The 23,323-nt window shown below is 54.0% G+C and carries 20 protein-coding genes; 7 read left to right on the top strand and 13 right to left on the bottom strand.

Annotated elements, in window-relative coordinates; translation table 11 throughout:
- Positions 1 to 199 precede the first annotated feature (199 nt).
- From argR to yhcN-B, 3 genes are all read left to right on the top strand, one after another.
- Positions 200 to 670, top strand: a complete 471-nt coding sequence (argR, locus tag KP80_RS12675) for a transcriptional regulator ArgR (RefSeq protein ID WP_052284009.1) — start codon at positions 200 to 202, stop codon at positions 668 to 670.
- 377 nt (positions 671 to 1,047) lie between these two features.
- Positions 1,048 to 1,311 (top strand): peroxide/acid stress response protein YhcN, encoded by a 264-nt coding sequence (gene yhcN, locus KP80_RS12670; RefSeq protein ID WP_052284008.1) that lies wholly within the window; start codon positions 1,048 to 1,050, stop codon positions 1,309 to 1,311.
- Positions 1,312 to 1,418: 107 nt separating this feature from the next.
- On the top strand, positions 1,419 to 1,685 hold the full coding sequence (gene yhcN-B, locus KP80_RS12665) for a DUF1471 family stress response protein YhcN-B (protein WP_052284007.1): 267 nt from the start codon (positions 1,419 to 1,421) through the stop codon (positions 1,683 to 1,685).
- Positions 1,686 to 1,739: 54 nt separating this feature from the next.
- Here the strand turns inward: yhcN-B and KP80_RS12660 are convergent, their stop codons facing one another.
- From KP80_RS12660 to aaeX, 5 genes are all read right to left on the bottom strand, one after another.
- Complete coding sequence (locus KP80_RS12660) at positions 1,740 to 2,015, bottom strand: barstar family protein (protein ID WP_052284006.1); 276 nt, start codon at positions 2,013 to 2,015, stop codon at positions 1,740 to 1,742.
- 27 nt (positions 2,016 to 2,042) lie between these two features.
- Positions 2,043 to 3,497, bottom strand: a complete 1,455-nt coding sequence (locus KP80_RS12655) for an NAD-dependent succinate-semialdehyde dehydrogenase (RefSeq protein ID WP_052284005.1) — start codon at positions 3,495 to 3,497, stop codon at positions 2,043 to 2,045.
- Between the two features lie 104 nt (positions 3,498 to 3,601).
- On the bottom strand, positions 3,602 to 5,569 hold the full coding sequence (gene aaeB, locus KP80_RS12650) for a p-hydroxybenzoic acid efflux pump subunit AaeB (protein ID WP_052284004.1): 1,968 nt from the start codon (positions 5,567 to 5,569) through the stop codon (positions 3,602 to 3,604).
- 5 nt (positions 5,570 to 5,574) lie between these two features.
- Positions 5,575 to 6,507 (bottom strand): p-hydroxybenzoic acid efflux pump subunit AaeA, encoded by a 933-nt coding sequence (gene aaeA / locus KP80_RS12645; protein WP_052284003.1) that lies wholly within the window; start codon positions 6,505 to 6,507, stop codon positions 5,575 to 5,577.
- 7 nt (positions 6,508 to 6,514) lie between these two features.
- Entirely contained in the window at positions 6,515 to 6,718 is a 204-nt protein-coding gene (gene aaeX, locus KP80_RS12640) for a p-hydroxybenzoic acid efflux pump operon protein AaeX (protein ID WP_035891204.1), read from the bottom strand.
- Between the two features lie 253 nt (positions 6,719 to 6,971).
- On the opposite strand from aaeX, the gene aaeR reads away from it, so the two are divergent.
- On the top strand, positions 6,972 to 7,913 hold the full coding sequence (aaeR, locus tag KP80_RS12635) for an HTH-type transcriptional activator AaeR (RefSeq protein WP_052284002.1): 942 nt from the start codon (positions 6,972 to 6,974) through the stop codon (positions 7,911 to 7,913).
- Positions 7,914 to 7,948: 35 nt separating this feature from the next.
- Here aaeR and tldD read toward each other — a convergent pair whose 3' ends face one another.
- The 8 genes from tldD to csrD all read right to left on the bottom strand — a co-directional run bounded on the left by tldD (position 7,949) and on the right by csrD (position 20,245).
- On the bottom strand, positions 7,949 to 9,394 hold the full coding sequence (gene tldD, locus KP80_RS12630; RefSeq protein ID WP_052284001.1) for a metalloprotease TldD: 1,446 nt from the start codon (positions 9,392 to 9,394) through the stop codon (positions 7,949 to 7,951).
- Between the two features lie 100 nt (positions 9,395 to 9,494).
- On the bottom strand, positions 9,495 to 13,298 hold the full coding sequence (gene yhdP, locus KP80_RS12625; RefSeq protein ID WP_052284000.1) for an AsmA2 domain-containing protein YhdP: 3,804 nt from the start codon (positions 13,296 to 13,298) through the stop codon (positions 9,495 to 9,497).
- A 33-nt stretch (positions 13,299 to 13,331) separates the two neighbouring features.
- On the bottom strand, positions 13,332 to 14,801 hold the full coding sequence (gene rng, locus KP80_RS12620) for a ribonuclease G (protein ID WP_052283999.1): 1,470 nt from the start codon (positions 14,799 to 14,801) through the stop codon (positions 13,332 to 13,334).
- Positions 14,791 to 15,384 carry a Maf family protein gene (locus tag KP80_RS12615; protein ID WP_052283998.1) on the bottom strand — a complete coding sequence of 198 codons (594 nt, stop codon included), beginning with the start codon at positions 15,382 to 15,384 and terminating at the stop codon, positions 14,791 to 14,793. Before KP80_RS12615 ends, rng begins: the two co-directional genes overlap by 11 nt.
- A gap of 7 nt (positions 15,385 to 15,391) precedes the next feature.
- The gene (mreD, locus tag KP80_RS12610; RefSeq protein WP_052283997.1) at positions 15,392 to 15,880 is read right to left on the bottom strand and encodes a rod shape-determining protein MreD; all 489 of its coding nucleotides are present in this window, start codon (positions 15,878 to 15,880) and stop codon (positions 15,392 to 15,394) included.
- Positions 15,880 to 16,887 carry a rod shape-determining protein MreC gene (mreC, locus tag KP80_RS12605; protein WP_052283996.1) on the bottom strand — a complete coding sequence of 336 codons (1,008 nt, stop codon included), beginning with the start codon at positions 16,885 to 16,887 and terminating at the stop codon, positions 15,880 to 15,882. The genes mreD and mreC overlap by 1 nt, the downstream gene beginning before the upstream one ends.
- A gap of 68 nt (positions 16,888 to 16,955) precedes the next feature.
- Positions 16,956 to 17,999: a rod shape-determining protein MreB gene (gene mreB / locus KP80_RS12600; RefSeq protein WP_000913396.1), complete on the bottom strand. Its 1,044-nt coding sequence runs from the start codon at positions 17,997 to 17,999 to the stop codon at positions 16,956 to 16,958.
- A gap of 305 nt (positions 18,000 to 18,304) precedes the next feature.
- The gene (gene csrD / locus KP80_RS12595) at positions 18,305 to 20,245 is read right to left on the bottom strand and encodes an RNase E specificity factor CsrD (protein WP_052283995.1); all 1,941 of its coding nucleotides are present in this window, start codon (positions 20,243 to 20,245) and stop codon (positions 18,305 to 18,307) included.
- A gap of 218 nt (positions 20,246 to 20,463) precedes the next feature.
- Here csrD and KP80_RS12590 point away from each other — a divergent pair, with 218 nt between their 5' ends.
- The 3 genes from KP80_RS12590 (at position 20,464) to msrQ (ending at position 23,113) form a co-directional block, all read left to right on the top strand.
- Positions 20,464 to 21,438 carry an MDR family oxidoreductase gene (locus KP80_RS12590; RefSeq protein WP_052283994.1) on the top strand — a complete coding sequence of 325 codons (975 nt, stop codon included), beginning with the start codon at positions 20,464 to 20,466 and terminating at the stop codon, positions 21,436 to 21,438.
- 77 nt (positions 21,439 to 21,515) lie between these two features.
- Positions 21,516 to 22,514, top strand: coding sequence for a protein-methionine-sulfoxide reductase catalytic subunit MsrP (gene msrP / locus KP80_RS12585; protein WP_052283993.1), 999 nt, complete (start codon positions 21,516 to 21,518; stop codon positions 22,512 to 22,514).
- Positions 22,514 to 23,113 carry a protein-methionine-sulfoxide reductase heme-binding subunit MsrQ gene (gene msrQ / locus KP80_RS12580; RefSeq protein ID WP_052283992.1) on the top strand — a complete coding sequence of 200 codons (600 nt, stop codon included), beginning with the start codon at positions 22,514 to 22,516 and terminating at the stop codon, positions 23,111 to 23,113. The genes msrP and msrQ overlap by 1 nt, the downstream gene beginning before the upstream one ends.
- Positions 23,114 to 23,323 lie beyond the last annotated feature (210 nt).

Raw genomic sequence — 23,323 nt, 5'->3', positions numbered from 1 at the left:
TAAAACAACAGCAATTTAATAACAATTCATTTACTTTTATCTTATTTGGATCCCGTGATATAGGCATGTTTCTTAGGTCTAATTTTTGCTAAAATCCCGCCTTTCTCTATTCGAATTAGCCTCTTCAGGCAAATTGTTTGCATAAAAATTCACCTATATGCATAATAATGTTAATTTCACCACCATACTCGGGTGACTTATGCGAAGTTCAACCAAACAAGAAGAATTAGTAAAAGCCTTTAAAGCCTTACTGAAGGAAGAAAAATTTAGCTCTCAGGGCGAAATTGTTCAGGCCTTACAAGAAGAAGGCTTCGATAATATCAACCAATCCAAAGTCTCTCGTATGCTGACAAAGTTTGGTGCCGTGCGTACGCGCAACGCCAAAATGGAGATGGTTTATTGCCTGCCAGCCGAGCTGGGCGTGCCGACCACCACCAGCCCGCTTAAGAATCTGGTATTGGATATCGATTACAACGATTCCGTTGTCGTCATTCATACCAGCCCGGGAGCTGCGCAGCTCATTGCACGTCTGCTGGACTCGCTGGGCAAAGCGGAAGGCATCCTCGGCAGCATCGCTGGTGATGACACCATCTTTACCACGCCGGCCAGAGGCTTTACCGTGAAAGACCTCTTCGAAGCGATTCAGGTTCTGTTCGAGCAGGAACTGTAATTCCCTTCCCTACTCCTCTGGATCTTCCAGAGGAGACATCTTCCCCCTCGCTATCCCCACATCTTCATCTGCCGTTTCGTTAGCATTTAGTGCGATTCATTGGCTGAATATATAGATGCAGTGAATATATCCTGACTTAATCGCACAAAATATCAAATTCTTCTATCTTTTTGATTTTCCGCATTATTACAGCCTAACTTTGCCAAAATATGCGTTTTTTTATACGTATATGTTCTAAAAATGACGTTTATTGACATGTAATTACACGCGAAACCATTAGGAGGGTATTAATATTTTGTGTGATTAGTGTATACTTAATTTCGTGATGAGGGTCACAAAACAAAGGCCCTCCAAAAAAATTCGACGAGGTGAGTATCATGAAAATCAAAACTACCGTTGCTGCTCTGAGCATCCTTTCCGTTATCTCGTTTGGTGCTTTCGCCGCTGATTCCATCAACAGCGATCAGGCCCAAAATCGTCAGCCAATCGGCACCGTTTCTATCGGTTCCGTCGGTTCATCTCCGATGGATATGCATGAAATGCTGAACAAAAAAGCGGAAGAACAAGGTGCTTCATCCTATCGCATCATTGAAGCGCGTACCGGTGACCACTGGCACGCAACGGCTGAACTGTACAAATAAGTCAGTGTGAAGCAATACGTCGGCAATCAGTAAATTAAAATATCCCAGCGGTCCAGGACACAAAGCATATCCTCTCACCGCTGAAGAATAAGGTGAGGAGTAACACTATGAAAAGCGCAATGATTATCGCATCCCTTGGTCTGGCATCTGTTCTGTCTTTCGGCGCAAGCGCCGCAGTACACCAGGTGAACGCAGAACAAGCTCAGAACCTGCAGCCAATGGGCACCATCTCCGTATCACAGGTTGGTAGTGCACCAATGGACATGCGTAGTGAGTTAGCCGCAAAAGCTGAAAAAGAAGGCGCTAGCAGCTACCGCGTAATTGAAGCCCGTACCGGCGACCATTGGCACGCTACGGCTGAGCTGTACAAATAAACCCTCGTCGTCTTGTCCGACGACTTGCCCTCGCCCTTATGCGAGGGCTTTTTTTTATCCACGCTGAACGTTAAAACGCAGCATCCCTTCCAGTTCCTCTTCCGCCTCATCAAACAGCAGAATCAGCGCACCGTAGCGCCGACGCTGCTTATCATCCAGGTGGATGAATTCAATCTCCAGTGGCGTCGGCATTTGCGGGCTAATGACCGCATCCCATAACGCATCAAGATTGCGAATCTGGTCGCTGTCGAGGGCAAAGAGTCGAGCGAATTCCCGATAAAAATCGCCCTGGTTTTCTATTTCATCAAAATCAAAAGTATAGATTTCCATCTTACGCCCTCTCCCCATCCATCAGGACTAGAGTCCCCCGATGTGTAACGTTTTTACCTCAAGGTACTCTTCCAATCCCAGCACCGAGCCTTCACGCCCGAGCCCAGACTCTTTCACGCCGCCAAAAGGCCCCAGCTCAGTCGACACCGCACATTCGTTAATGCCGATCATACCGCTTTCCAGCGCCTGTGAGACGCGGAACACACGAGAGAGATTCTGAGTATAGAAATACGCCGCCAGGCCGTAGGGGGTATTATTCGCGCGATGAATGACATCGTCTTCGTCGCTAAAGCGGAAGCAGGCAGCAAGCGGACCAAACGTCTCTTCCTGCGCCAACAGCATCTGCTCATGGCACTCTCCCAGCACCGTCGGCTGCCAGAAGTTGCCACCCAGCGCATGAGCCTCACCGCCGGCGAGCACTTCGGCTCCTTTTGCTAGCGCATCTTCGACATGCTCACGCACTTTTTTAACCGCAGAAGCTTCAATCAGCGGCCCAACAACCACACCATCTTCCAGCCCATCACCCACTTTTAGTGCCTTAACCGCCGTTGCTAACTGGCTGACAAAACGCGCGTAGACGCCGTCATGAATATAAAAACGGTTCACGCTGACGCACACCTGCCCGGCGTTGCGGAATTTGTTGGCGATAGCCCCCTGTACGGCGACATCAATATCGGCATCCTCAAACACGATATAAGGCGCATTGCCACCGAGCTCCATGGAGACTTTCTTCATGGTTTCAGCTGCATTGCGAACCAGCGTTTTCCCAACCGACGTTGAGCCGGTGAAGGAGATTTTACGCACTTCATGGCTGGCCATAATCGCGTCGCTGATCTCCTGCGTATTGCCTGCTACCGCGTTCAATACGCCATCCGGTATCCCGGCTTTCTTCGCCAGCGCCAGCAGTGCAAAGGCGCAAAGCGGTGTGTTATTGGCGGGCTTAATCACCCCGGTGCAGCCTGCCGCCAGCGCGGGGCCGAGCTTGCGGGTGAGCATCGCCATGGGGAAGTTCCACGGTGTAATCGCAGCAACCACGCCTATCGGTTCTCGCGTTGCCAGGATGCGCGAGCCGGGTTTTGCTGGCGGAATAATTTCGCCGTTCGCCCGTTTACCTTGCTCGGCAAACCATTGGATAAAGCTCGCTGCGTAATCCACTTCGCCTTCGGCTTCTTTCAGTGGCTTGCCCTGTTCTATGGTCATTAGCCGCGCCAGCCAGCTTTTATTGTCGATAATCAACTGATACCAGCGATAAAGCAGCTCTGAACGCGCTTTCGCCGTTTTCGCACGCCATAGCGGAAACGCCTTCGCAGCGGCGGCTATCGCCTGTTCGGTCTCTTTTTTACCGGCTTTGGCTACCTTCGCCACGACGTCACCCGTTGCCGGGTTGAGTACGTCAAAGGTGGAATTGAGTTGCTGCCATTCGCCGTTGACCAGATATCCGGTCTGGAAAAGGTCATTATCCTGCAGTGCTTGCGTGGTCATTACACCCTCCTGAGAAATGGTTCTCTCTAAGTATAGGGCGGGATAGGGAATGTGGGGTTTGGGAAGGAGGCCTGGCGTGGCGGTACACGCCAGGGGAAAGCAACTTAACTACTGGTCAGCGCGCCCTGATATTTATGCAGCATTAGTACCAGACGCTCAACGGGCTCCGTGACCTGTGCCGGGGCTTCCCAGGTGCGCAGCTTCTGCTGATATACCTCGAGCTCACCCAGCAATCGCGTGAAGTAATAGCGACGTTTATCATCGCTGCTGGCTGAAATCACCCGGTCAGCGGTACGGCGCAGCTGGCGGTGAAATTCAGACAGATCGTCATTCACCGGAATCGGCGCATCTCGCAGGCGCTGGTGAGCGATGATCAGCGTCAACGCCAGACGGAACTTGGCAATATCACCGGGGAATTTGTTCAGCAATAAAAAGAGCTGCTGATAGAGCCCCGGCAGATGGTTCTCTTTACGTCGCGCCATGTTAGTGGTCATTGCCGATACGGCAGCAAATACAAACTGGTTTAACAACACACGCCCCGTGCGCAGACGGGAATTATCGCGGATAAGCAGGATAACGATGAATGCCATAAAGCAGCCGACGATTTGCCCTAATGCACTGTCGAGGAACTGGCTGAAATGGAAGGTCATCGGGTTATCCAGCACCAGAATGTTGATGGTACTGGCCAACGCGCCGAGCGAACCCAGTCGCCTTTTCTGTACTTCAATCCCGATAAAGAAGCACATCACTGCAAGACTTAGGCACAGCAGCAGCATGCTTTGCTGGGTAGCTGGAATGATAATCAGGAAGTAGAACGCCCCAATGGGGAGGGCCGCAATGGTGCCGTAAAGGAAATCGATCGCTACCATGCGCGGGTTCGGTAAACGCATCGCCAGCGAGGTCACCACGGCGATCATCACCATCGCACCGCTACCGGAAGTCCAGCCGGTCCACAGCCAGAATAAAATGCCCAGCGCACACGAGACGGTGGTGCGCCAGAAGTTGATCATCGCATGATGCCGCTCGGCGGAGTCCGGTCGCACGACCACTTCACTTTGCAGGATCTCTTCTTCACGGGCGCTGATTTTGGCGTTGCCAATCACCCCACGTTTGAGCAGCAAATAGCGCGTTGCCGCCCCTACCCAGCTGTAAATAGTCACCGGCGTATCGTGTTCGCCCGTCCACGCCAGCACCCGGCGCATACGCTTCAGCTGGCGATGCACATCCTGCACCGTCTCAACCGGTTCGGCAAACAGCTCACGATAGGCGTCGGTGATGATTTCCGGACGTGAGTTTTGCATGATGAAGGTTTCACAGGCCTGAGTAATCATGGTCAGCGAAACGGTATTCAGCGCTTTTAGACGACGGTTGGCCCGTGCCCAGCGCGAAGATTCCATATTCAGGTTACTACGCATGCCTTCCAGCGCGGCGGTGCGACGCCCCAACGCCAACCACGCGCGGTCCATCTCATCGCTATCGCCGTGCTTGATGCACAGCTGCATCAGGCGGTATTGATCGATAAGCATGGCGTCGAGTTCGTTATCGATCTCTTTTTTGATCGAGCGCGGGGAGAACAACAGGTCGGCAACGATCGCGCAAATGATCCCGAGCACAATCTCGCTGCAGCGCTCGACGGCAAACTGCGGCGTCAGCAGCGGTTCTGTCTGAATCGTAACCACAATAATCAATGCCGTGTAGCCGGACAGCCCCCAGGCGTAGGAGTTCTCGACCCGCACCAGCGACGATACCCAGGTACAAAATCCAGCCCAGATGCTGCAAACCAGCAGCATTAATAGCGGAGCACGGATCATGGTGATGATAATCACCAGCGCAGCGATACAGCCGATAAAGGTGCCGACAATACGCAGCATCCCACGATAGCGAATCGCCCCAGCGTAGGGTTCACCGCCCGCTGCAAACGCAGGACCAGCCGCAACAATCGCAGCGGTCAGAACAGCCCAGCGGGGGGTTTCAAGCTGAAAGTGGAAGCCAACAAACAGCGCCAGCACCACCGCACAGGCCAGTTTGATGGCAAAGCGGATGTGCTGGTTGGCAATACTGAAAATGCCCATGACGATTAACCGAATTCACGCAGGCGCAGCGCCAGTTTCTGGAAGAACGTCATCTGGCTAGCGTCACGATCTTTTTTGCCGGTAATCACTACCGTAGCAGTAGTGCCTGCTGGCCAGAGATTACCCGGCTCTTTATCAAGGCGAATACGCACCGGCACACGCTGGGCCAAACGAACCCACTCGAGGTTGGAATCAACGGTCGCCATGCCTTTACTGTCCACGCTACTGCTGGCGTTTGTGACGCCAGCAGCGACGCTATCGACGGTGCCCCTCAATACGTGGTTACTGCCCAGCGGTGTGACTTCTGCGCGGTAGCCTGGGCGAACACCCTCAAGTTTGGTCTCTTCAAGATAGGCCATGACGTAGAATGAGTGCTGTTTCACCAGCGCCACCGCTGTGGAACCACGGGTAATAAACTCACCGGCATAGACGTTGAGGTTGGTGACCCAGCCATCTGCCGGGGCACGAATAACGGTACGGTCGAGGTCAAGACGCGCCAGATCGCGCGTGGCCTGTGCTTTTGCCATCTGATGCAGCACGGTTTGCAGCACGTTATTGGATTGATCGATCTCTTCTCGCGACATCGCGCTCACGCCAAGCTTGTTACGACGCCCGGCTTCACGGCTTTTCTCTTCGGCCAGCGCCTTGTAATAAGAAACGTCCGCTTCCGCTTCGGCAAGTGCCTTTTGATAACGCGGTTGATCGATTACAAACAGAACCTGATTTTTAGCAACCAGTTGGTTATCCTTAACCGCAACCTGAGTAATCAGACCTGAAACATCCGGGGCGATCGCCACCACATCCGCACTAAAGCGGGCATCACGCGTCCACGGCGATTCGGTGTAATAGACCCAGGCGCGGAAAATCGCGATGAACGCCAGGATAACCAGTATCACCGTAATGGCGGTACGAGAGATTTTTCTTGTTAGTGTTTTCACTTCCACCTCAAACGAACAAACGTGATATCAAATAAAACAGACAGCAGTACAGTGCGGTGTTGAACAACGCGGGATGCCAGACGAAATCGTAGATCCCGGTTGGCGTCAGCACGCGACGCACCAACCAAAAAATGGCGAGCGATAACAGCAGCTCAAAGAAGATCGGTGGAAAAGAGAGACCGAAAATCACGATGACAGGGAACAGGCTCATGTTGACCTTACTAGACTAGCGTGCAGATGAGATTGAAACGTTACACTTCATCATTCGGGTATCTCTATATTGGCGACACTCGTTCGTCCCGGCGGTTTACTTGCGTAGACGCCAGGGGATTCAGGCTGTTGCCACTGGGATACTGCTAGAATGGTTTTGTGTATTTAGTTATTCAGCTAACAGTATTTTAACGTAACAGTCATAGCCTTATCTACATAGTGTGATGCAAATCACTTTTAAGCCAGAGTGAACAATGGAACGATTAAAACGGATGTCGGTGTTTGCCAAAGTTGTCGAGCAAGGCTCCTTTACCGCCGCGGCACGACAGCTTCAGATGAGCGTTTCATCGATTAGCCAGACCGTCTCTAAACTGGAAGATGAACTCCAGGTCAAGCTACTCAACCGCAGTACGCGCAGCATTGGCCTCACCGAAGCAGGCAAAATTTACTACCAGGGCTGCCGCCGGATGCTCTATGAGGTGCAGGAAGTTCACGAGCAGCTCTACGCCTTTAACAACACGCCCATCGGCACGCTGCGCATCGGTTGTTCATCAACTATGGCACAAAATGTCCTCGCCCGGATCACTGCGGATATGCTGAAAGAGTATCCGGGGCTGACGGTTAACCTGGTCACCGGGATCCCGGCGCCAGACTTGATTGCCGACGGGCTGGACGTGGTGATCCGCGTGGGTGCGCTTCAGGATTCAAGCCTGTTTTCGCGCCGGTTGGGCTCAATGCCGATGGTGGTGTGCGCCGCGAAAAGCTACCTCCAGCATGCGGGCATCCCCGAAAAACCGGCAGACCTTGCGAATCACTCGTGGCTGGAGTACAGCGTCCGGCCGGATAATGAATTTGAGCTGATCGCGCCGGAAGGGATCTCCACCCGCTTAATTCCGCAGGGGCGGTTTGTGACCAACGATCCGATGACCCTCACCCGCTGGCTCTCCGCCGGAGCCGGGCTTGCCTACGTCCCGCTGATGTGGGCGATCGATGAGATCAACCGAGGTGAAGTAGAGATCATTATGCCGCGCTATCAATCCGATCCGCGCCCGGTGTACGCGCTGTATACCGAAAAGGACAAGCTACCGCTGAAAGTGCAGGTGTGTATTAATTATCTGACGGATTACTTCGTGGATGTCGCCCGGCTTTACCAGGGAATGCGTGGGCACGGAGATGAAAACGATTTGGTAAGATAAGCATGCGCCCGATTATACCGGGCGCACACAAATTATCAGGCGGTACCGCCAACGGTCAGGCTGTCGACTTTCAGCGTCGGCTGGCCTACGCCAACCGGCAGGCTCTGGCCTTCTTTACCGCATACGCCAACACCGTTATCCAGCTTGAGATCGTTCCCCACCATCGAGACCTGCTGCATGGTTTCGATACCGGAACCAATCAGGGTCGCCCCTTTCACCGGCTTGGTCACCTTACCGTTCTCAATCAGGTAAGCTTCTGACGTTGAGAAGACGAACTTACCGGAGGTGATATCCACCTGGCCACCGCCAAAGTTCGGCGCGTACAGGCCGTACTCCACAGATTCAATGATTTCCTGCGGCGTCGATTTGCCCGCCAGCATATACGTGTTGGTCATACGCGGCATGGGTAAATGCGCATAGGATTCACGACGACCGTTGCCGGTTGGCGCCACACCCATCAGGCGTGCATTGAGCTTGTCCTGCATGTAACCTTTGAGAATGCCGTTTTCGATCAGCACATTGTACTGGCCCGGTGTACCTTCATCATCGATAGCCACGGAACCACGGCGATCGGTCATCGTGCCGTCATCAACAATCGTGCACAGCTCAGAAGCCACCAGCTGTCCCATCTGGCCGCTAAAGACCGAGGTACCGCGACGGTTAAAGTCGCCTTCCAGACCATGGCCTACCGCTTCATGCAACAGCACGCCCGGCCAGCCCGCGCCGAGTACCACCGGCAGGGTTCCCGCCGGTGCTGCTACCGCAGACAGATTGACCAGCGCCATACGCACGGCTTCTTTCGCCCAAGCATCGGCACGCACATCGCCATCGAGATCGGCGAGGAAATAGTCATAGCCAAAACGTCCGCCGCCGCCGCTGGCGCCGCGCTCACGTTTGCCATCGTCTTCAACCTGCACGCTCACCGACAGGCGCACCAGTGGGCGAACGTCCGCCGCCAGCGTACCGTCGGTTGCCGCGACCAGAATCAGCTCATAGACACCGGTCAGGCTGGCCGTCACTTCCTGCACACGCTTATCGGCAGCGCGCGCTACGCTGTCGACCCGACGCAGAATGTCCAGCTTCTCCTCGCGGGTCATGCTTTGCAGCGGATCGAGCGTGGTATACAGCGGAGAGTATTCGACAGCACCGAGCGTTTGAACTTTGCCATTACCGCTATCGCGCACGATAGTCCGCGCCGCCTGGGCGCTTTGCTCCAGCGCCAGCAGGCTAATCTGGTCGGCGTAGGCGAAACCGGTTTTTTCACCGCTCACCGCACGTACCCCAACGCCCTGGTCGATATTGTAAGAACCATCTTTAATGATGCGATCTTCTAAAACCCAGGATTCGTGATAGCTGGACTGAAAATAGAGATCGCCATAATCCAGACGGCGCTCCGTGAGTTGACCAAGAATAGCAAACAGGTCCTGATGATTCAGGCCGTTCGCCGCCAGCAATTGTTCACTTACCAGATTTAGACTCATTATTTCGCTACTCGTTAATGCCCGCGCGCTTGACGCATTTCAGGCCTGTATTCCGGGTGTTTGTGTTATGAGATTGAGGCAATTCAAGGCTTGCGTCAAATCATGGCTTTTTCTCGCTGCGCGCCTGACGCAGCACTTCATTAATTTGTGGCTTATCGATAGGGCCAGTAATGCGATAGCGCAGTATCGACACTTTGTTCCACAGCGGCCCCAGCACTTTGGTGGCGGCAAATACCGCCGCACCGATAATCGGGTTCACCGCAAAGGCGGTCGCCACGCTGACCGTCGCCGAGATTTCTGGCGCCACGATCGCTTCCATGTCCAGTTCACGGCGCACAAGGTTAACCGACCCTTTCATGGCGATATCCGCTTCCAGGCCATCCACCAGCGTATCGTCGGTATTCAGCACGCCGTCTTTAATCCACGCGGTACTGCGGATGGAGTCAAAATAGAAGCCTTCGCTAAAGGTATCGCTGAAGTCAAAGCGCAGCTTACGCAGTAGCGCATCCACACTCAGAAGACGCAGCAGCTGCCCGGCATGCCCGGTGGACAAATCGGTAAACTGTCCCTTGCCGATGTGCGCTTTCAGGATACCGTTGAGCGATGCCATGTCCGGCTGCCACGGTTTATCGCGCCAATGTAAATCGTAGTCCACATCAACAGAAGAATCGCGAATCGGCGTGGAAACACCAAAGAAAGTCACCGCGTCGTCAATCTTATTGCCGTGGATCTTCCCTTTCAGTGAAGTGCGCTGACCGGAAAGCGAATTCACCCACACACCGTCGGCGGTCAGGCGCCCAAATCCGGTATCTACCAAACCATTTGCCAGCGATAAGGTGTCGCCTTTAATACTGAAATCACCGTCGATACGACCGTACTTCTGCCCCCATAGCCAACACTCCGCGCAGCGCAGCTGAAGATTCGGCCAGCCGTGGAAATCAATCGGGCTGCTTACCGGCTGGCGGTTTGCGGTCACCGCAGAAGCCGTTGCCAGCGGGTTAGCCGATGGGTTGTAATAAAGATAACGCACCGCGGCCTGCCACGGCTGGGCGTCTTTCATCGTCAGGCTGGCGTTAATTTCTCGTCCCTGCGCCTCAACCCGCGAGCCGCCCGCCGTTGGTTGCGACACGATGCTGAGATTGTTCCATTGCTGCCCGGCGAAGGTCAGCGATGGCGTACGTAGCGTAATATTCTGCGGATAGGCGGCGGCAGTACTCACACCGTCTGCCGCGCCGTGTTGGAACAGGGCCAGCCATTGCGCACCATCCATCGGTGGCAAATTAAGCTCAATACCCGAAGTTTGCGGCAGCGGCGGAATTGTCCGGCTGTCCGACGCCCAAATAGCGCTCTCCAGTCTGAGCTTATTGCCTAACAGCCAGCGGCTGTTGAGGTGGTTCGTCGGCCCAACGTTACCGGTCAGGTCAAAGCTGTGCAGGTTACCATCGACATTAATTTTCAGCGGCAGCGCCTGCCCGGCACGTTTATCCGCCGGCGGCGGTAAGTCACTGCTCACATTTTGCAGATCGCCGGTAATCCCAACTTTATAGGTCGCACTCCCGCTATACGGCAAGTCAATCGCAACATTGCCTTTCCACGGTACGTTGCCTTTAAGCGCATCATTAAGCTGTTTCGGCAGCACGCCGGTGCGGGCGGGCTGCCAGTCAGCCTGCAGATTCACACCCACCTGATAGGCTTTCGCTCCTTCGGTCGTGGTGAAATCGACGCTGAGCGGTTGATTAAACCAGGTCGCAGTCAGCGGTTCGCTGGTCAAATTGCCGTTGTTAAAGCTGAATTTACCTTTCAGGTTGTGCAGCGTGCTGTCCAGCGGTTTGATAAACAGGCTGTTATTGTTCAACGCCACGTTACCGGTCGCGGTCACCAGTTCACCGTCCAGCGGAATGTTTAAATGTAAGCGAGCACTCACATCCCCATCAAGCTGAAGCTCGTCGAGCGTGGCACCTAAGGATTTGCTCAGCGGAGTGTCCTTGAAATACGGGCCAACCGCTTTACCCGGGCCGTTGATATCGGCATCAATCAGCAACTTCTCTTTGGCATAATCGGGAATCGAGGCATCCAGGTTACGGGCAGTTACGCCGCCCAGCATCGCTTTGTCGGCCTTCATCCACAGGCCGCTGTTAACGAAGTTGAGCTCAATATTCAGGTCGGTCAGCGCAGGCCAGTCAGGCTGGAAAGCGAAAGTGGCGTCATGCAGCGGCACGTAGACCTGGAACTGACCTTCGTTATGCGGATACGGGAACAGGTGCGGGTTACCGCCGTATACCAGCGTGGCGTTCTCAGCCTTACCGGCCTTTATTGCGCCGCTGAGGTAGTCAACCAGCTTGCTGCCCATCAGGTTTTCAGGGAAATAGCGCCATGCCTGGCCGCCGTCGTTGGTGCTGATCCCCGCCAGAATGCCCAGCCACGGCTGATCGTCTTTCGGCTGGAGATAACGGAAACCACCGGCGGCACGAACGCCCGTCGCCTGCACGTCAATGTTGCGGCCATCCAGCATGAAACCTTTGTCGTTATTCACCCAGTTCAGGGTGGCCACGCCATTGGCAATTTCCAGCGGTGCGCGGAATACGTGCTCATATGGCATCAATGCCTTTTGCATTGCCACCTTCAGCGAGCCATTTTCAACGCTGCCTACGACGCTGCCAGATACATTCTCCGCCCCCGGTAGCAGCTTCCACTGCTTCCAGGCCAGGTTATCCCAACTGGCGTTAAAGCGCGTTTTCGCCGAGTCCTGCAGAGGAATATCAATCGCAAACGCGTCAACTGAGCCGGTGGGCTGAGCGGTGCGCCAGACGTCAGCCAGCTCTGGTGACAATTTTTCGGCAATCGGCATCAGGCCGTTCAGGCCAGCCAGAGACAGGTGACTGGCGCGAATACGCAGTTCATCGCTGCGCTGATGGTTTGGTCCACCCACTTCCTGCGCCGGGATCCACGCCAGCGCCAGCGCACCGCGTGGCCAAGCCGTATCATCAATAGTGATACGGGTGTCAGGTATACGGAATTCCCACCCTTCTTTTTCACGCGATAGATGGGCGGTGAGATTATCCACCACCAGATGGTGCTGCTGTTGGTCGCCTTGCCAGCTCGCTCCACCTTGCTTTAACCAAACGTCGCCGCTGGAGATTTCCCCCTTATCCAGCGATGCCCAGCCTTCAAGGCTAAAGCGGGCGCTGGTCAACGCAATGTTGTCCTGCATCCAACGACCCAGCCATGGCTTAACGTCAATGTCATCAGCTTGTAGCCACAGACGGCCTTTGTTCAGCAAGCCATTTTCATCGCGCAAATCCATCCGCACTTTCATCACGCCGTGCTGGCCGGTGAGGCTGGAAAGACTTAACTCTCCCTCAGCGCGGTGGCGATTTTTATCGTTTAGCCAGGTCAGCTGTGGAATGGCCAGCTCAGCGCGCTGGCCGGAGAGCGTCAGGAAACTGAGCTGGCTGTCGCGGAGCGTAAAGTGGTCAAACTGACGCAGAAACAGGTCGGCTACGCGATCGCCTTTAATGCCATCGCCGCCGTCGTTATTCTGCAGTGGGGTATTCGTGCGGATTTGCAACTGCCAGAAAGTCAGTTCACGGAACTGCCAGCGCATATGCAGCAGGCTTTGCCAGACATCCAGCGCCATCGAGGCGCGCTTGATGGACAGCTCGCCGCCGTCTTTAAGACCGGCTTTAATATCGCGGACATCCAGCGTCGGGCCGAAATTTTGCCAACTCGCCGTTATCTGCGAGGCGTCAACCGGTAATCCCGTTGCCGCCTCGATTTTCCCCAGCAGCGCCGGACGCATGGAGTCCAGATGTGGCAAGGCGAGACGCAGGCCACTCACCAGCAGCGCGATAATCACTATCAGTGTGGCAACGGTGAGCAGTAAAATCCCCGGCAATCGCCTCACGCATCTCTCCTTGGGTCGCAGCAGGCTGCGTAATTACATCATGACCACGTCGAACTGCTCCGGGTTATAGAGCGGTTCAATCTGGACTTTAACCTGCTTACCAACAAAAATTTCCACTTCCGCCAGCGCGTGGGACTCTTCCCCCTTCAGCGTTTCAACCACGGAAGGTGACGCGTAGACCAGGAAGCGGTCAGAATCATAAGCGTGATGTACCCGGACGATCTCACGCATGATTTCATAGCAAACCGTCTCGACGGTCTTCACCGTACCACGGCCGTGACAGGTCGGACACTCATTGCAAAGCACGTGCTCAACGCTCTCACGGGTGCGCTTACGGGTCATTTCCACCAGCCCCAGCGCGGAGAAACCATTCACGCTGGTCTTCACGCGATCTTTACTCAACGCTTGTTCCAACGAGTGCAGCACCCGACGGCGATGATCTTCATTATTCATATCGATAAAATCGATGATGATAATGCCGCCGAGGTTACGCAGACGCAGCTGACGCGCAATCGCCTGAGTCGCTTCAATATTAGTATTGAAAATGGTGTCGTCGAGATTACGGTGACCAACAAAAGCCCCGGTGTTGATATCAACGGTGGTCATCGCTTCGGTTTGGTCGATGACCAGATAGCCACCTGACTTGAGTTCAACTTTACGCTCCAGCGCCCGCTGGATTTCATTCTCAACATCGAAGAGATCGAAAATAGGCTGGCGACCACTGTAGTGTTCAAGTTTACTGGTCATCTCCGGCATGTATTCCGCCGTGAATTCCATCAGCGCTTCATAGGTCAGACGGGAATCGACGCGGATTTTATCCAGCTGAGCGTCGGCAAAATCGCGCAGTACACGCTGTGCCAGCGCCAGTTCGCCGTACATCTGGTAACGGGTCTGGTTACGTTTTTTACGCTCCATCACCTTGGTCCAGACGCGTTTTAAGTAGGCGGCATCGGAGGCTAAATCCTCTTCACACACCCCTTCGGCAGCGGTACGAATGATAAAACCGCCCTGTTCATCACAGTAATCAGCTACCACCTTCTTTAAGCGATCGCGCTCGACTTCACTTTCAATGCGCTGTGAAACACCGACGTGAGAGGCTCCCGGCATAAAGACCAGGTAACGGGACGGTAAGGTGATATCGGTGGTCAGGCGTGCGCCTTTGGTGCCCAGAGGATCTTTTACCACCTGCACCATCAGGTCTTGCCCCTGGCGAACCAGTTCGGAGATATCGCGGACGGTAAACTGTTTTTGTTCTTCGCCGGCGACACATTCAGTGTGCGGCATGATATCGGAGGCATGAAGGAATGCCGCTTTATCGAGGCCAATATCTACAAAAGCCGCCTGCATTCCCGGCAAAACTCGACTGACGCGACCTTTGTAGATATTGCCTACTATTCCGCGTCGCGCTTCACGCTCAATATGAATTTCCTGCAAAATGCCGCCATCGATATACGCCACCCGCGTCTCCGATGGCGTCACGTTTACTAATAGTTCAGCCGTCATGTTTATCCCTTTTTTCACGTAGCGAGTTAAAGTTACTCAGCAACTCATACGTTTCCACCAGCGGTAAGCCGACTACGGCGTGATAGCTGCCATTGATCTTCCTGACGAAACAGCCACCCAGCCCTTGAATACCGTATGCACCTGCTTTATCTAAAGGTTCTCCGCTCGCGACATAGTGTGTAATGTCTTCATCCGACAGCGTCCGGAAAGTCACCTCAGTCACCACCAGACAGTCGAGCGTATGCTGGCTATCAGCCAGCGCCACGGCGGTCATCACCTGATGGGTATTTCCTGAGAGCTTCCGCAGCATGGCTGCTGCATGCGCAGCATCGCGCGGCTTCTCCAGCACTTCGCCGTTGAGAATGACAATGGTATCTGCCCCAAGCACCGGGAGATCGTGGGCAGTTAATGCCACGCCTGCCTCAGCTTTCTCGCGCGCCAGACGCCCGACGTACTGCTGAGCCGACTCCTGCGGGCGGCGCAGTTCTTCAATACCGGGAACCACTTTCTCAAACGAAATACCCAACTGTGTGAGAAGTTCCTGGCGACGTGGGGAACCTGAAGCAAGATAGAGAGATACCATAACGACCTTATTGAACGGCAAATTGCTGGCGAACTTTACGCATCAGAAGAAAGATCCACGGCCAGAGCACGCCGTTTACTACACTACTCCAGAACACTTCAGGTCGGAAAGAGACGTTGATCACTAAAAACTCTGCCCAGAAAACAATAATATCCGTGGCAAGCGAGAGCAACATGACCACCAGCGCCTGTTGCCAGAGCGCAAGGTTGCGGAACAGCTGATATTTAAGCGCGACCAGATAAGCCACGATGCTTAATGACATCGCACGCACGCCAAGCGTTGAACCACTGATTAAATCCAGTATGGCACCCATCACGAAGCCCGTGCCAACATTCACCCGGTGCGGCAGTGCCAGCGCCCAATAAAGCAGAATGAGCAGAACCCAGTTTGGCCGGAAAACCGTCAGATCTTCCGGCCATGGCATAACCTGGAGCAGCAGTGCGATAAGGAACGAGAGCCAGATGACCCAGCGTCCCTGGCTGCGGTAACTTGCCACTATTGCCCCCTTGTTGAGGGTTGTGGCGGCGTCACCGCTGGCGGCGTGGTAGTCAGACCGGTCGCAGGAGCAGGCAACTGTGGCCCCATCGTTTCAGGCGATGGCAGAACCTGAGGCATCATCTGCATCAGGCGTTCGTTAGCAACACGGTGCACTTCTTCCGGCGTCATTGGGTTGCTCCCGTTACGGTCAGCTCCCCACAACAGCAGAAGATAGCGCAGACGCTGCAGACCCGCCGTTGGACGCGCCTGAATCACAGTGTACGCGCGCTGCGTATCCAGCTTCACAGAAGAGACCACGCCCACCGGATAGCCTTCCGGGAAACGACCACCCAGACCTGACGTCACCAGCACATCACCGACACGAATATCGGTATTGGCCGGCAAATGTTCAAGCTGCAGATCGTCGGTGCAGCCGTTACCGGCCGCAATCACGCGGATATCGTTACGTAATACCTGAATCGGCAATGCATGCGTCGCATCGCAAATCAGCAGCACGCGGCTGGTCAGTTTGGCAACCGCCACAACCTGACCGACAACGCCTTTGTCGCTGATAATCGGTTGGCCTTCGTAGACACCGTTAACGCTGCCTTTGTCGATAACCACCTGATCGCTGTACGGATCGTTAACCGTTGAGATCACCTGCGTCACCATTTTCTGTTCGTCCTGGCGCAGCGGTGAACCTAACAGTTCACGTAAACGGGCATTTTCTTGCTTGTACTGACCCAGCATCAGCAGGTCGCTGTTTTTTAACAACAGTTCCTGGCGTAATGCGCGGTTTTCAAGTTCTAGCTGATCGCGAGAAGCCAGCGTTTGCGAAACGCTGTCCAGCAGTTCACGAGGACCATTGGAAACAAAGTAGAAAGGACTGACGGCAGTATCCATGTACGTTCGGATTTGACTGAACATACCAAGGCGGCTGTCGGCGATAATGACACCCAGCGCCACCAGCACCGCCAGAATAAGGCGAATCTGCAGCGACGGGCCACGGCTAAAAATGGGCTTCATAGGCTATGCGTATTCTCGTGTCAGTGAAATTGAGGGTAGCCTGCTGGCTACCCCGAACTTCATGCTGACTACTCTTCGCTAAACAAATCGCCGCCGTGCATGTCGATCATTTCCAGCGCCTTGCCGCCGCCACGCGCTACGCAGGTCAGCGGATCTTCAGCAACGACGACTGGAATACCGGTTTCTTCCATCAGCAGACGGTCGAGGTTACGCAGCAGCGCACCACCACCGGTCAGCACCATGCCGCGCTCGGAAATGTCGGACGCCAGTTCTGGCGGACACTGTTCCAGCGCTACCATCACCGCGCTCACGATACCGGTCAGCGGTTCCTGCAGGGCTTCAAGAATTTCGTTGGAGTTCAGCGTGAAGCCACGCGGAACACCTTCAGCCAGGTTACGGCCGCGTACTTCGATTTCACGCACTTCATCGCCCGGATAGGCAGAGCCGATTTCGTGTTTGATACGTTCTGCGGTCGCTTCACCAATCAGGGAGCCGTAGTTACGACGCACATAATTAATGATAGCTTCGTCGAAACGGTCGCCGCCGATACGCACGGAAGAGGAGTAAACCACGCCGTTCAGGGAGATAACGGCAACTTCTGTGGTACCACCACCGATATCCACAACCATAGAACCGGTTGCTTCAGAAACTGGCAGACCCGCACCGATTGCAGCAGCCATCGGCTCTTCAATCAGGAAGACTTCACGCGCACCTGCGCCCTGAGCGGACTCGCGGATCGCACGACGTTCAACCTGAGTTGCGCCAACCGGCACACAAACCAGCACGCGTGGGCTCGGACGCATGAAGCTGTTGCTGTGAACCTGTTTGATAAAGTGCTGGAGCATTTTTTCGGTCACGAAGAAGTCAGCGATAACGCCGTCTTTCATCGGGCGGATAGCCGCAATGTTGCCCGGCGTACGGCCCAGCATCTGTTTTGCATCATGACCAACGGCAGCAACGCTTTTCGGAGAACCAGCACGGTCCTGACGAATGGCAACCACGGAAGGCTCATTCAATACGATGCCTTGTCCTTTCACGTAAATCAGGGTATTCGCGGTACCCAGGTCAATGGACAGGTCATTGGAAAACATGCCACGAAATTTTTTCAACATACTAAGGGATAATCCTGAAAGCTGGGGCGGAAAAATAAAATCCGCTTACTTTACCAACCACACGTGGCAGCGACAAGGCGCAAAAATCATCTGCAACGGTGAAAATTAGTGCAGTTCGTTACCTTTGTTACAAATCCAACCTGACTCCTTCAGTGCAGGGAGACTCACTGCAGCTCCTTCCTGGATTTGTACCTGTCAAAGGTCGTCACATGCGTGATGCGTTATTTTATCTGGCAAGCGGACATGCACACTCCCAGAAAAAACCGCGCGCGTCATTCTACGTGATAAACACGTTAAACAGCAGGTCAAACCGAATATCTTTGCGAATATTTTTTCACATTTGAGTCAAGTGGCTGTGAGGCGGCAAAAAAATCGCCCTGACCGCCGAAAACTCCGCATTCGGTCAGTACCTGCCACTCACTCCGGCTGCGGACTCCGGCGGCGAAAACCTGTATCGATGTCCCCTTACAGGCCTCCACTAAACTTTGCACCAGCAGCTGGTTTTGACTCCGCTTTTCAATATTCCGCACCAGAACGGGATCGATCTTAATCAGTTCAATCTCCAACTGCTTAATCCAGCTGGTACTGACCAGAGCTAACCCCGCCTGTGTTACCGCCACTCGAACGCCCAGAGCATGAATTAAACGCACGATCGGCTGTAAACGCGTGATATGTTGACAGACATCTACCTCTGCAAGTTCAAAAATAATGCGTCGGCGCTGCGATTTCTCGCATTGCATTAACGTATCGCGCAGCCAGCGCTGAAAACGCGGTCGAATCAACGATTCTACTGTGACCTGGATCGCCAGGTTTTCCTCCGGCCAAAAACCGAGGAATGGAATCAGACGGCCAATTTGCTGACGGTCGTAGGTTTCACCCAGACCAAATTCCAGAACCATCGGCAGATATTCGGCGGCGATCACCTCTTCTTTACCATCGAAAATACGACACATCAGCTCCCGGTGATGGACTTTGCCATCCAAAGTTACCGCCGGTTTTTGGTAAATCCGCGGGCCACCACGGCTGAGCATTTGTTCAATTAAAGTACGCCAACGGACATTTCCACGCCCTTTCTCGGGCAGTGAATCATCATAGATAGCCCAGCTATTGCTTCCTTGCAGCACGGCATTACGCACTGCAGCCTCGGCATGCTCCATCACCTGTTCGGTGGTCTGCCCACTGCGCCAGGCGCAGATGCCGATATGCATCATGTCATCGCGATCGAGAATTTTCGCCAGCGGTAGCCCATCAATCGCTTTCAGCAATTGCCCGGCAATACTGTCCGCCTCTTTTAAGGTGCGATGCGGTAACAAAACCGTGAAATCGCTGCGACGATAGCGCGCCAACAGCGCCCCTGGGTAACGCATAATAAAAGTAGAAAGCAGGTTAATCAGCGTAAAAACATGCTCCTCTGCCGCTGCTCGCCCCCAGTTGTCGCGCAGGAAATCAAAGTCAGGCAGGCGAATCATCATCACGATACCGTGTGACCCGACGTTCTCCTGATCATCCAGCAGCGTCGCCAGCTGGTTATCAAAGAACAGGCGGTTGCTGAGGCCGGTTTTAGAATCCTGGGCGGCATAAGAGCGAATAAGCGTATCAAGGCGGCTTCGCTGTTCACCGGCAAATTGAATCTCGGAAAGTAAAGTATCCAGCGCGCTACTGGTACGCGTCGGCCATTCATGAATATTGCCTTTCGCCTTTGCGCCGCGATCGCCATTAAGGATACGAATCGCGCGCAGCTCCAGCAGCTCTTCCCCCGCCAACTGACGACGCAGCCAGCGCACGGCGATAAACACCACCAGCACCATAAAGGCTATCGTGACGGTCAGCGGCGCCGTCGTCATCAGCGAGCGGAAGTAGTTCGCCATCGGGTCCTGATAGACCAGATGAATCATCATTCCCGGGTGTTTGAGCGAGGGCACCGCCATTTCACGATATTGGTAATGGCTGCCAACCGGCAGGTAGCTGCTGCTACGGGTGTGATGGAACAGCGATTTGCCGTTGAGCGTAAAGTCGATCCGCACGATATCCAGCGGCACCATGATTTCATCAAGTTGGTTATCGAGCTTATCAAACGAGGTGTTGACCAGGCGGTTATCCAGCACGGTAGCCACGGCCTGAACACGATTGGCTATCTTATACTGTATGCCGTTATAGAAACTCAGTGAGGAGCCGATTAACGTCACAAAGATGGTCAGCCCGGTTAAGAGCGTGAAAAAAGCGGAAAACTTCGTCGTTAATCGCATCCCTGAGTTAACTCCGTAGATTAATCGTACCCGACAGAATATCGGGACCCAGCGTCCGTGTCTTACCAGAAGTAAGCACTAACATATCGTACCAGGTCGGCATACTACCAAACCTGGCGGATCTGGCAATTTATTGCGCCAAATCGCCATCGAATGATGATAAACGAGTATAGTCCTGGGTAAATTTTTTCACTATACAGTCCATGTAAGGAAGGGTTATGCAGGCTCTCATCTTAGAACAGCAGGATGGCAAAACCGTTGCCGCAGTAAAGGCCGTTGACGACAGTCTGCTGCCGCAGGGGAATGTAACCGTTGATGTCCAGTGGTCCAGCCTGAACTACAAAGACGCGCTGGCGATAACTGGCAAAGGGAAGATTATCCGTAACTTCCCGATGGTACCGGGGATTGATTTTGCCGGGACGGTTCACGCCAGTGAAGACGCGCGTTTTACACCCGGCCAGCAGGTGCTGCTAACCGGCTGGGGCGTGGGTGAAAACCATTGGGGTGGGCTGTCTAATCGCGCTCGCGTTAACGGTGACTGGCTGGTCCCCCAACCTGCAGGTCTGGATGCTCGTAAAGCGATGATCATCGGCACCGCAGGTTTTACCGCCATGCTGTGCGTGATGGCGCTGGAAGAGGCCGGTATTCGCCCTGATGACGGTGAAATTGTGGTTACCGGTGCCAGCGGCGGCGTAGGCAGTACCGCTATCGCCCTGCTGCATAAGCTTGGCTATCAGGTGGTGGCCGTTTCCGGACGAGAAAGCACCCATGAATATCTGCGGGCACTGGGCGCAAACCGCATTCTTGATCGCGCAGAGTTTGCCGAAACCCGTCCGCTGGAAAAACAGATCTGGGCTGGTGCTGTTGATACCGTGGGCGACAAAGTGCTGGCAAAAGTACTGGCGCAGATGAACTACGGCGGCTGCGTCGCGGCGTGTGGTTTGGCCGGGGGCTTCGCGCTGCCAACCACCGTAATGCCGTTTATTCTGCGTAATGTCCGCCTGCAGGGCGTGGACTCAGTGATGACGCCAGCGGAACGTCGCGCACAAGCCTGGAAACGTTTGGTGCGTGATTTACCGGGGTCGTTCTTTGAACAGAGCGCGACGGAGATTACTTTAGCGCAGGCGCCGGAGTTTGCCGATAAGATTATTAACAACCAGATTCAGGGCCGTACGCTGGTCAAAATCGGCTAATCTGCAATTTTTCGTGATAAATTCGCAATAACAGATGGCCTCCGTCATGCTTAACAAAAAGCATGACGGAGAGCCCAATGAGCCCTAAAAAATTAACCGAATCGGACGTCACCGCCGAGTCCGTATTTATGCTAAAACGCCGCCAGGTTTTGAAGATGCTGGGCATCGGTACCGCGGCCGCCTCCCTTCCGCTGCATGCCTCCAGCCTCACTGACTGGTTTAAAGGCAACGATCGGCCTCCTGCCCCTTCCGGCCCTGCGCTGACGTTCGATAAACCCGCCCAGTGGCAGAGTAAACTCGCGCTCACGCCGGAAAATAAAGTCACCGGCTACAACAACTTTTATGAGTTTGGCCTTGATAAAGCCGATCCTGCCGCCAACGCAGGTAGCTTACCCACCAACCCGTGGAAACTGACCATCGGTGGCGAAGTCGCGAAGCCACTGACGCTCGATCATGACGACCTGACCAAACGCTTTCCATTGGAGGAGCGAATTTACCGTATGCGCTGCGTGGAAGCCTGGTCCATGGTGGTACCGTGGATTGGTTTCCCACTGCACAAATTGCTTGCCGCCGTCGAGCCCACCAGCAACGCCAAATACGTGGCATTTAAAACGCTTTACTCCCCGGAACACATGCCGGGGCAGAAAGACAGATTTATCGGCGGTGGGCTTGCTTATCCTTATATAGAAGGATTGCGACTTGACGAAGCCATGAACCCGCTCACTTTGCTGACCGTTGGCGTATATGGCAAAGCGCTACCACCGCAAAATGGTGCGCCGATTCGCCTGACCGTACCGTGGAAGTATGGCTTTAAGGGCATTAAGTCGATCGTCAGCATTATGCTCACCCGTGACCGTCCGGATTCCACCTGGAATCTTGCTGCGCCGAACGAATATGGTTTTTACGCCAACGTGAATCCACACGTCGACCATCCGCGCTGGTCGCAAGCAACGGAGCGCTTTATCGGCTCGGGTGGGATTCTGGACGTCAAGCGTCAGCCGACGCTGCTGTTTAACGGCTACGCTGACGAAGTTGCCTCGCTGTATCGCGGCATGGATCTGCGGGAGAATTTTTAATGCGCTTGACGTTAAAACAGGTTACCTGGCTGAAAGTTTTCCTGCATCTGGCAGCCTTTCTGCCCTTTGTCTGGCTGTTTTGGGCGGTGTCACAAGGACAGCTCAGTGCCGATCCGGTGAAAGATATTCAACACTTTACCGGTAGGATGGCTCTGAAATTGCTGCTGGCAACCTTGTTGATTTCCCCCCTGGCGCGCTACGCTAAACAACCGTTGTTAATTCGCACCCGCCGCATGCTGGGGCTTTGGTGCTTTGCGTGGGCGTCAATTCACCTCACCAGCTACAGTTTACTGGAATTAGGTATTCAGAATCTTTCGCTGCTGGGACAAGAAATTGTGACCCGCCCTTACCTACTACTGGGATTCGCTTGCTGGTTAATTTTACTGGCGCTGGCGGTGACATCCACGCAGGCGATGCAACGTAAATTGGGGCGACGCTGGCAATTTTTACATAACTTCGTCTATCTTGCCGCGATCCTCGCACCGATACATTTTCTCTGGTCGGTGAAGATAATTTCACCCCAACCGGTGATTTATGCCGTGTGCGCAATCGTACTATTAGCGTGCCGATACAAGAAGTTTCGCCAATGGTGGCGATAGCGCCACGATGTGTGCGTTTTCCCGCATTTCTTTTATCGTTCGGTGTTCTTTACACGATAGCGGTTGATAATCTTCCCTGATAAGACCAGTATTTAGCTGCCAAATGCTACGAAATAGTTATAATGTGCGACCTTGGTTTACCTGACAGTGGTTTTAGGCCTCTGAAAAGGTGACAATCGCGCATCGAAGGTATATTTTGTTTTTTACCCG

The organism is Kluyvera genomosp. 1 (assembly GCF_001266615.1).
GTDB lineage: Bacteria > Pseudomonadota > Gammaproteobacteria > Enterobacterales > Enterobacteriaceae > Kluyvera > Kluyvera cryocrescens_A.
This window is presented reverse-complemented; position numbering and strand designations above follow the sequence as displayed.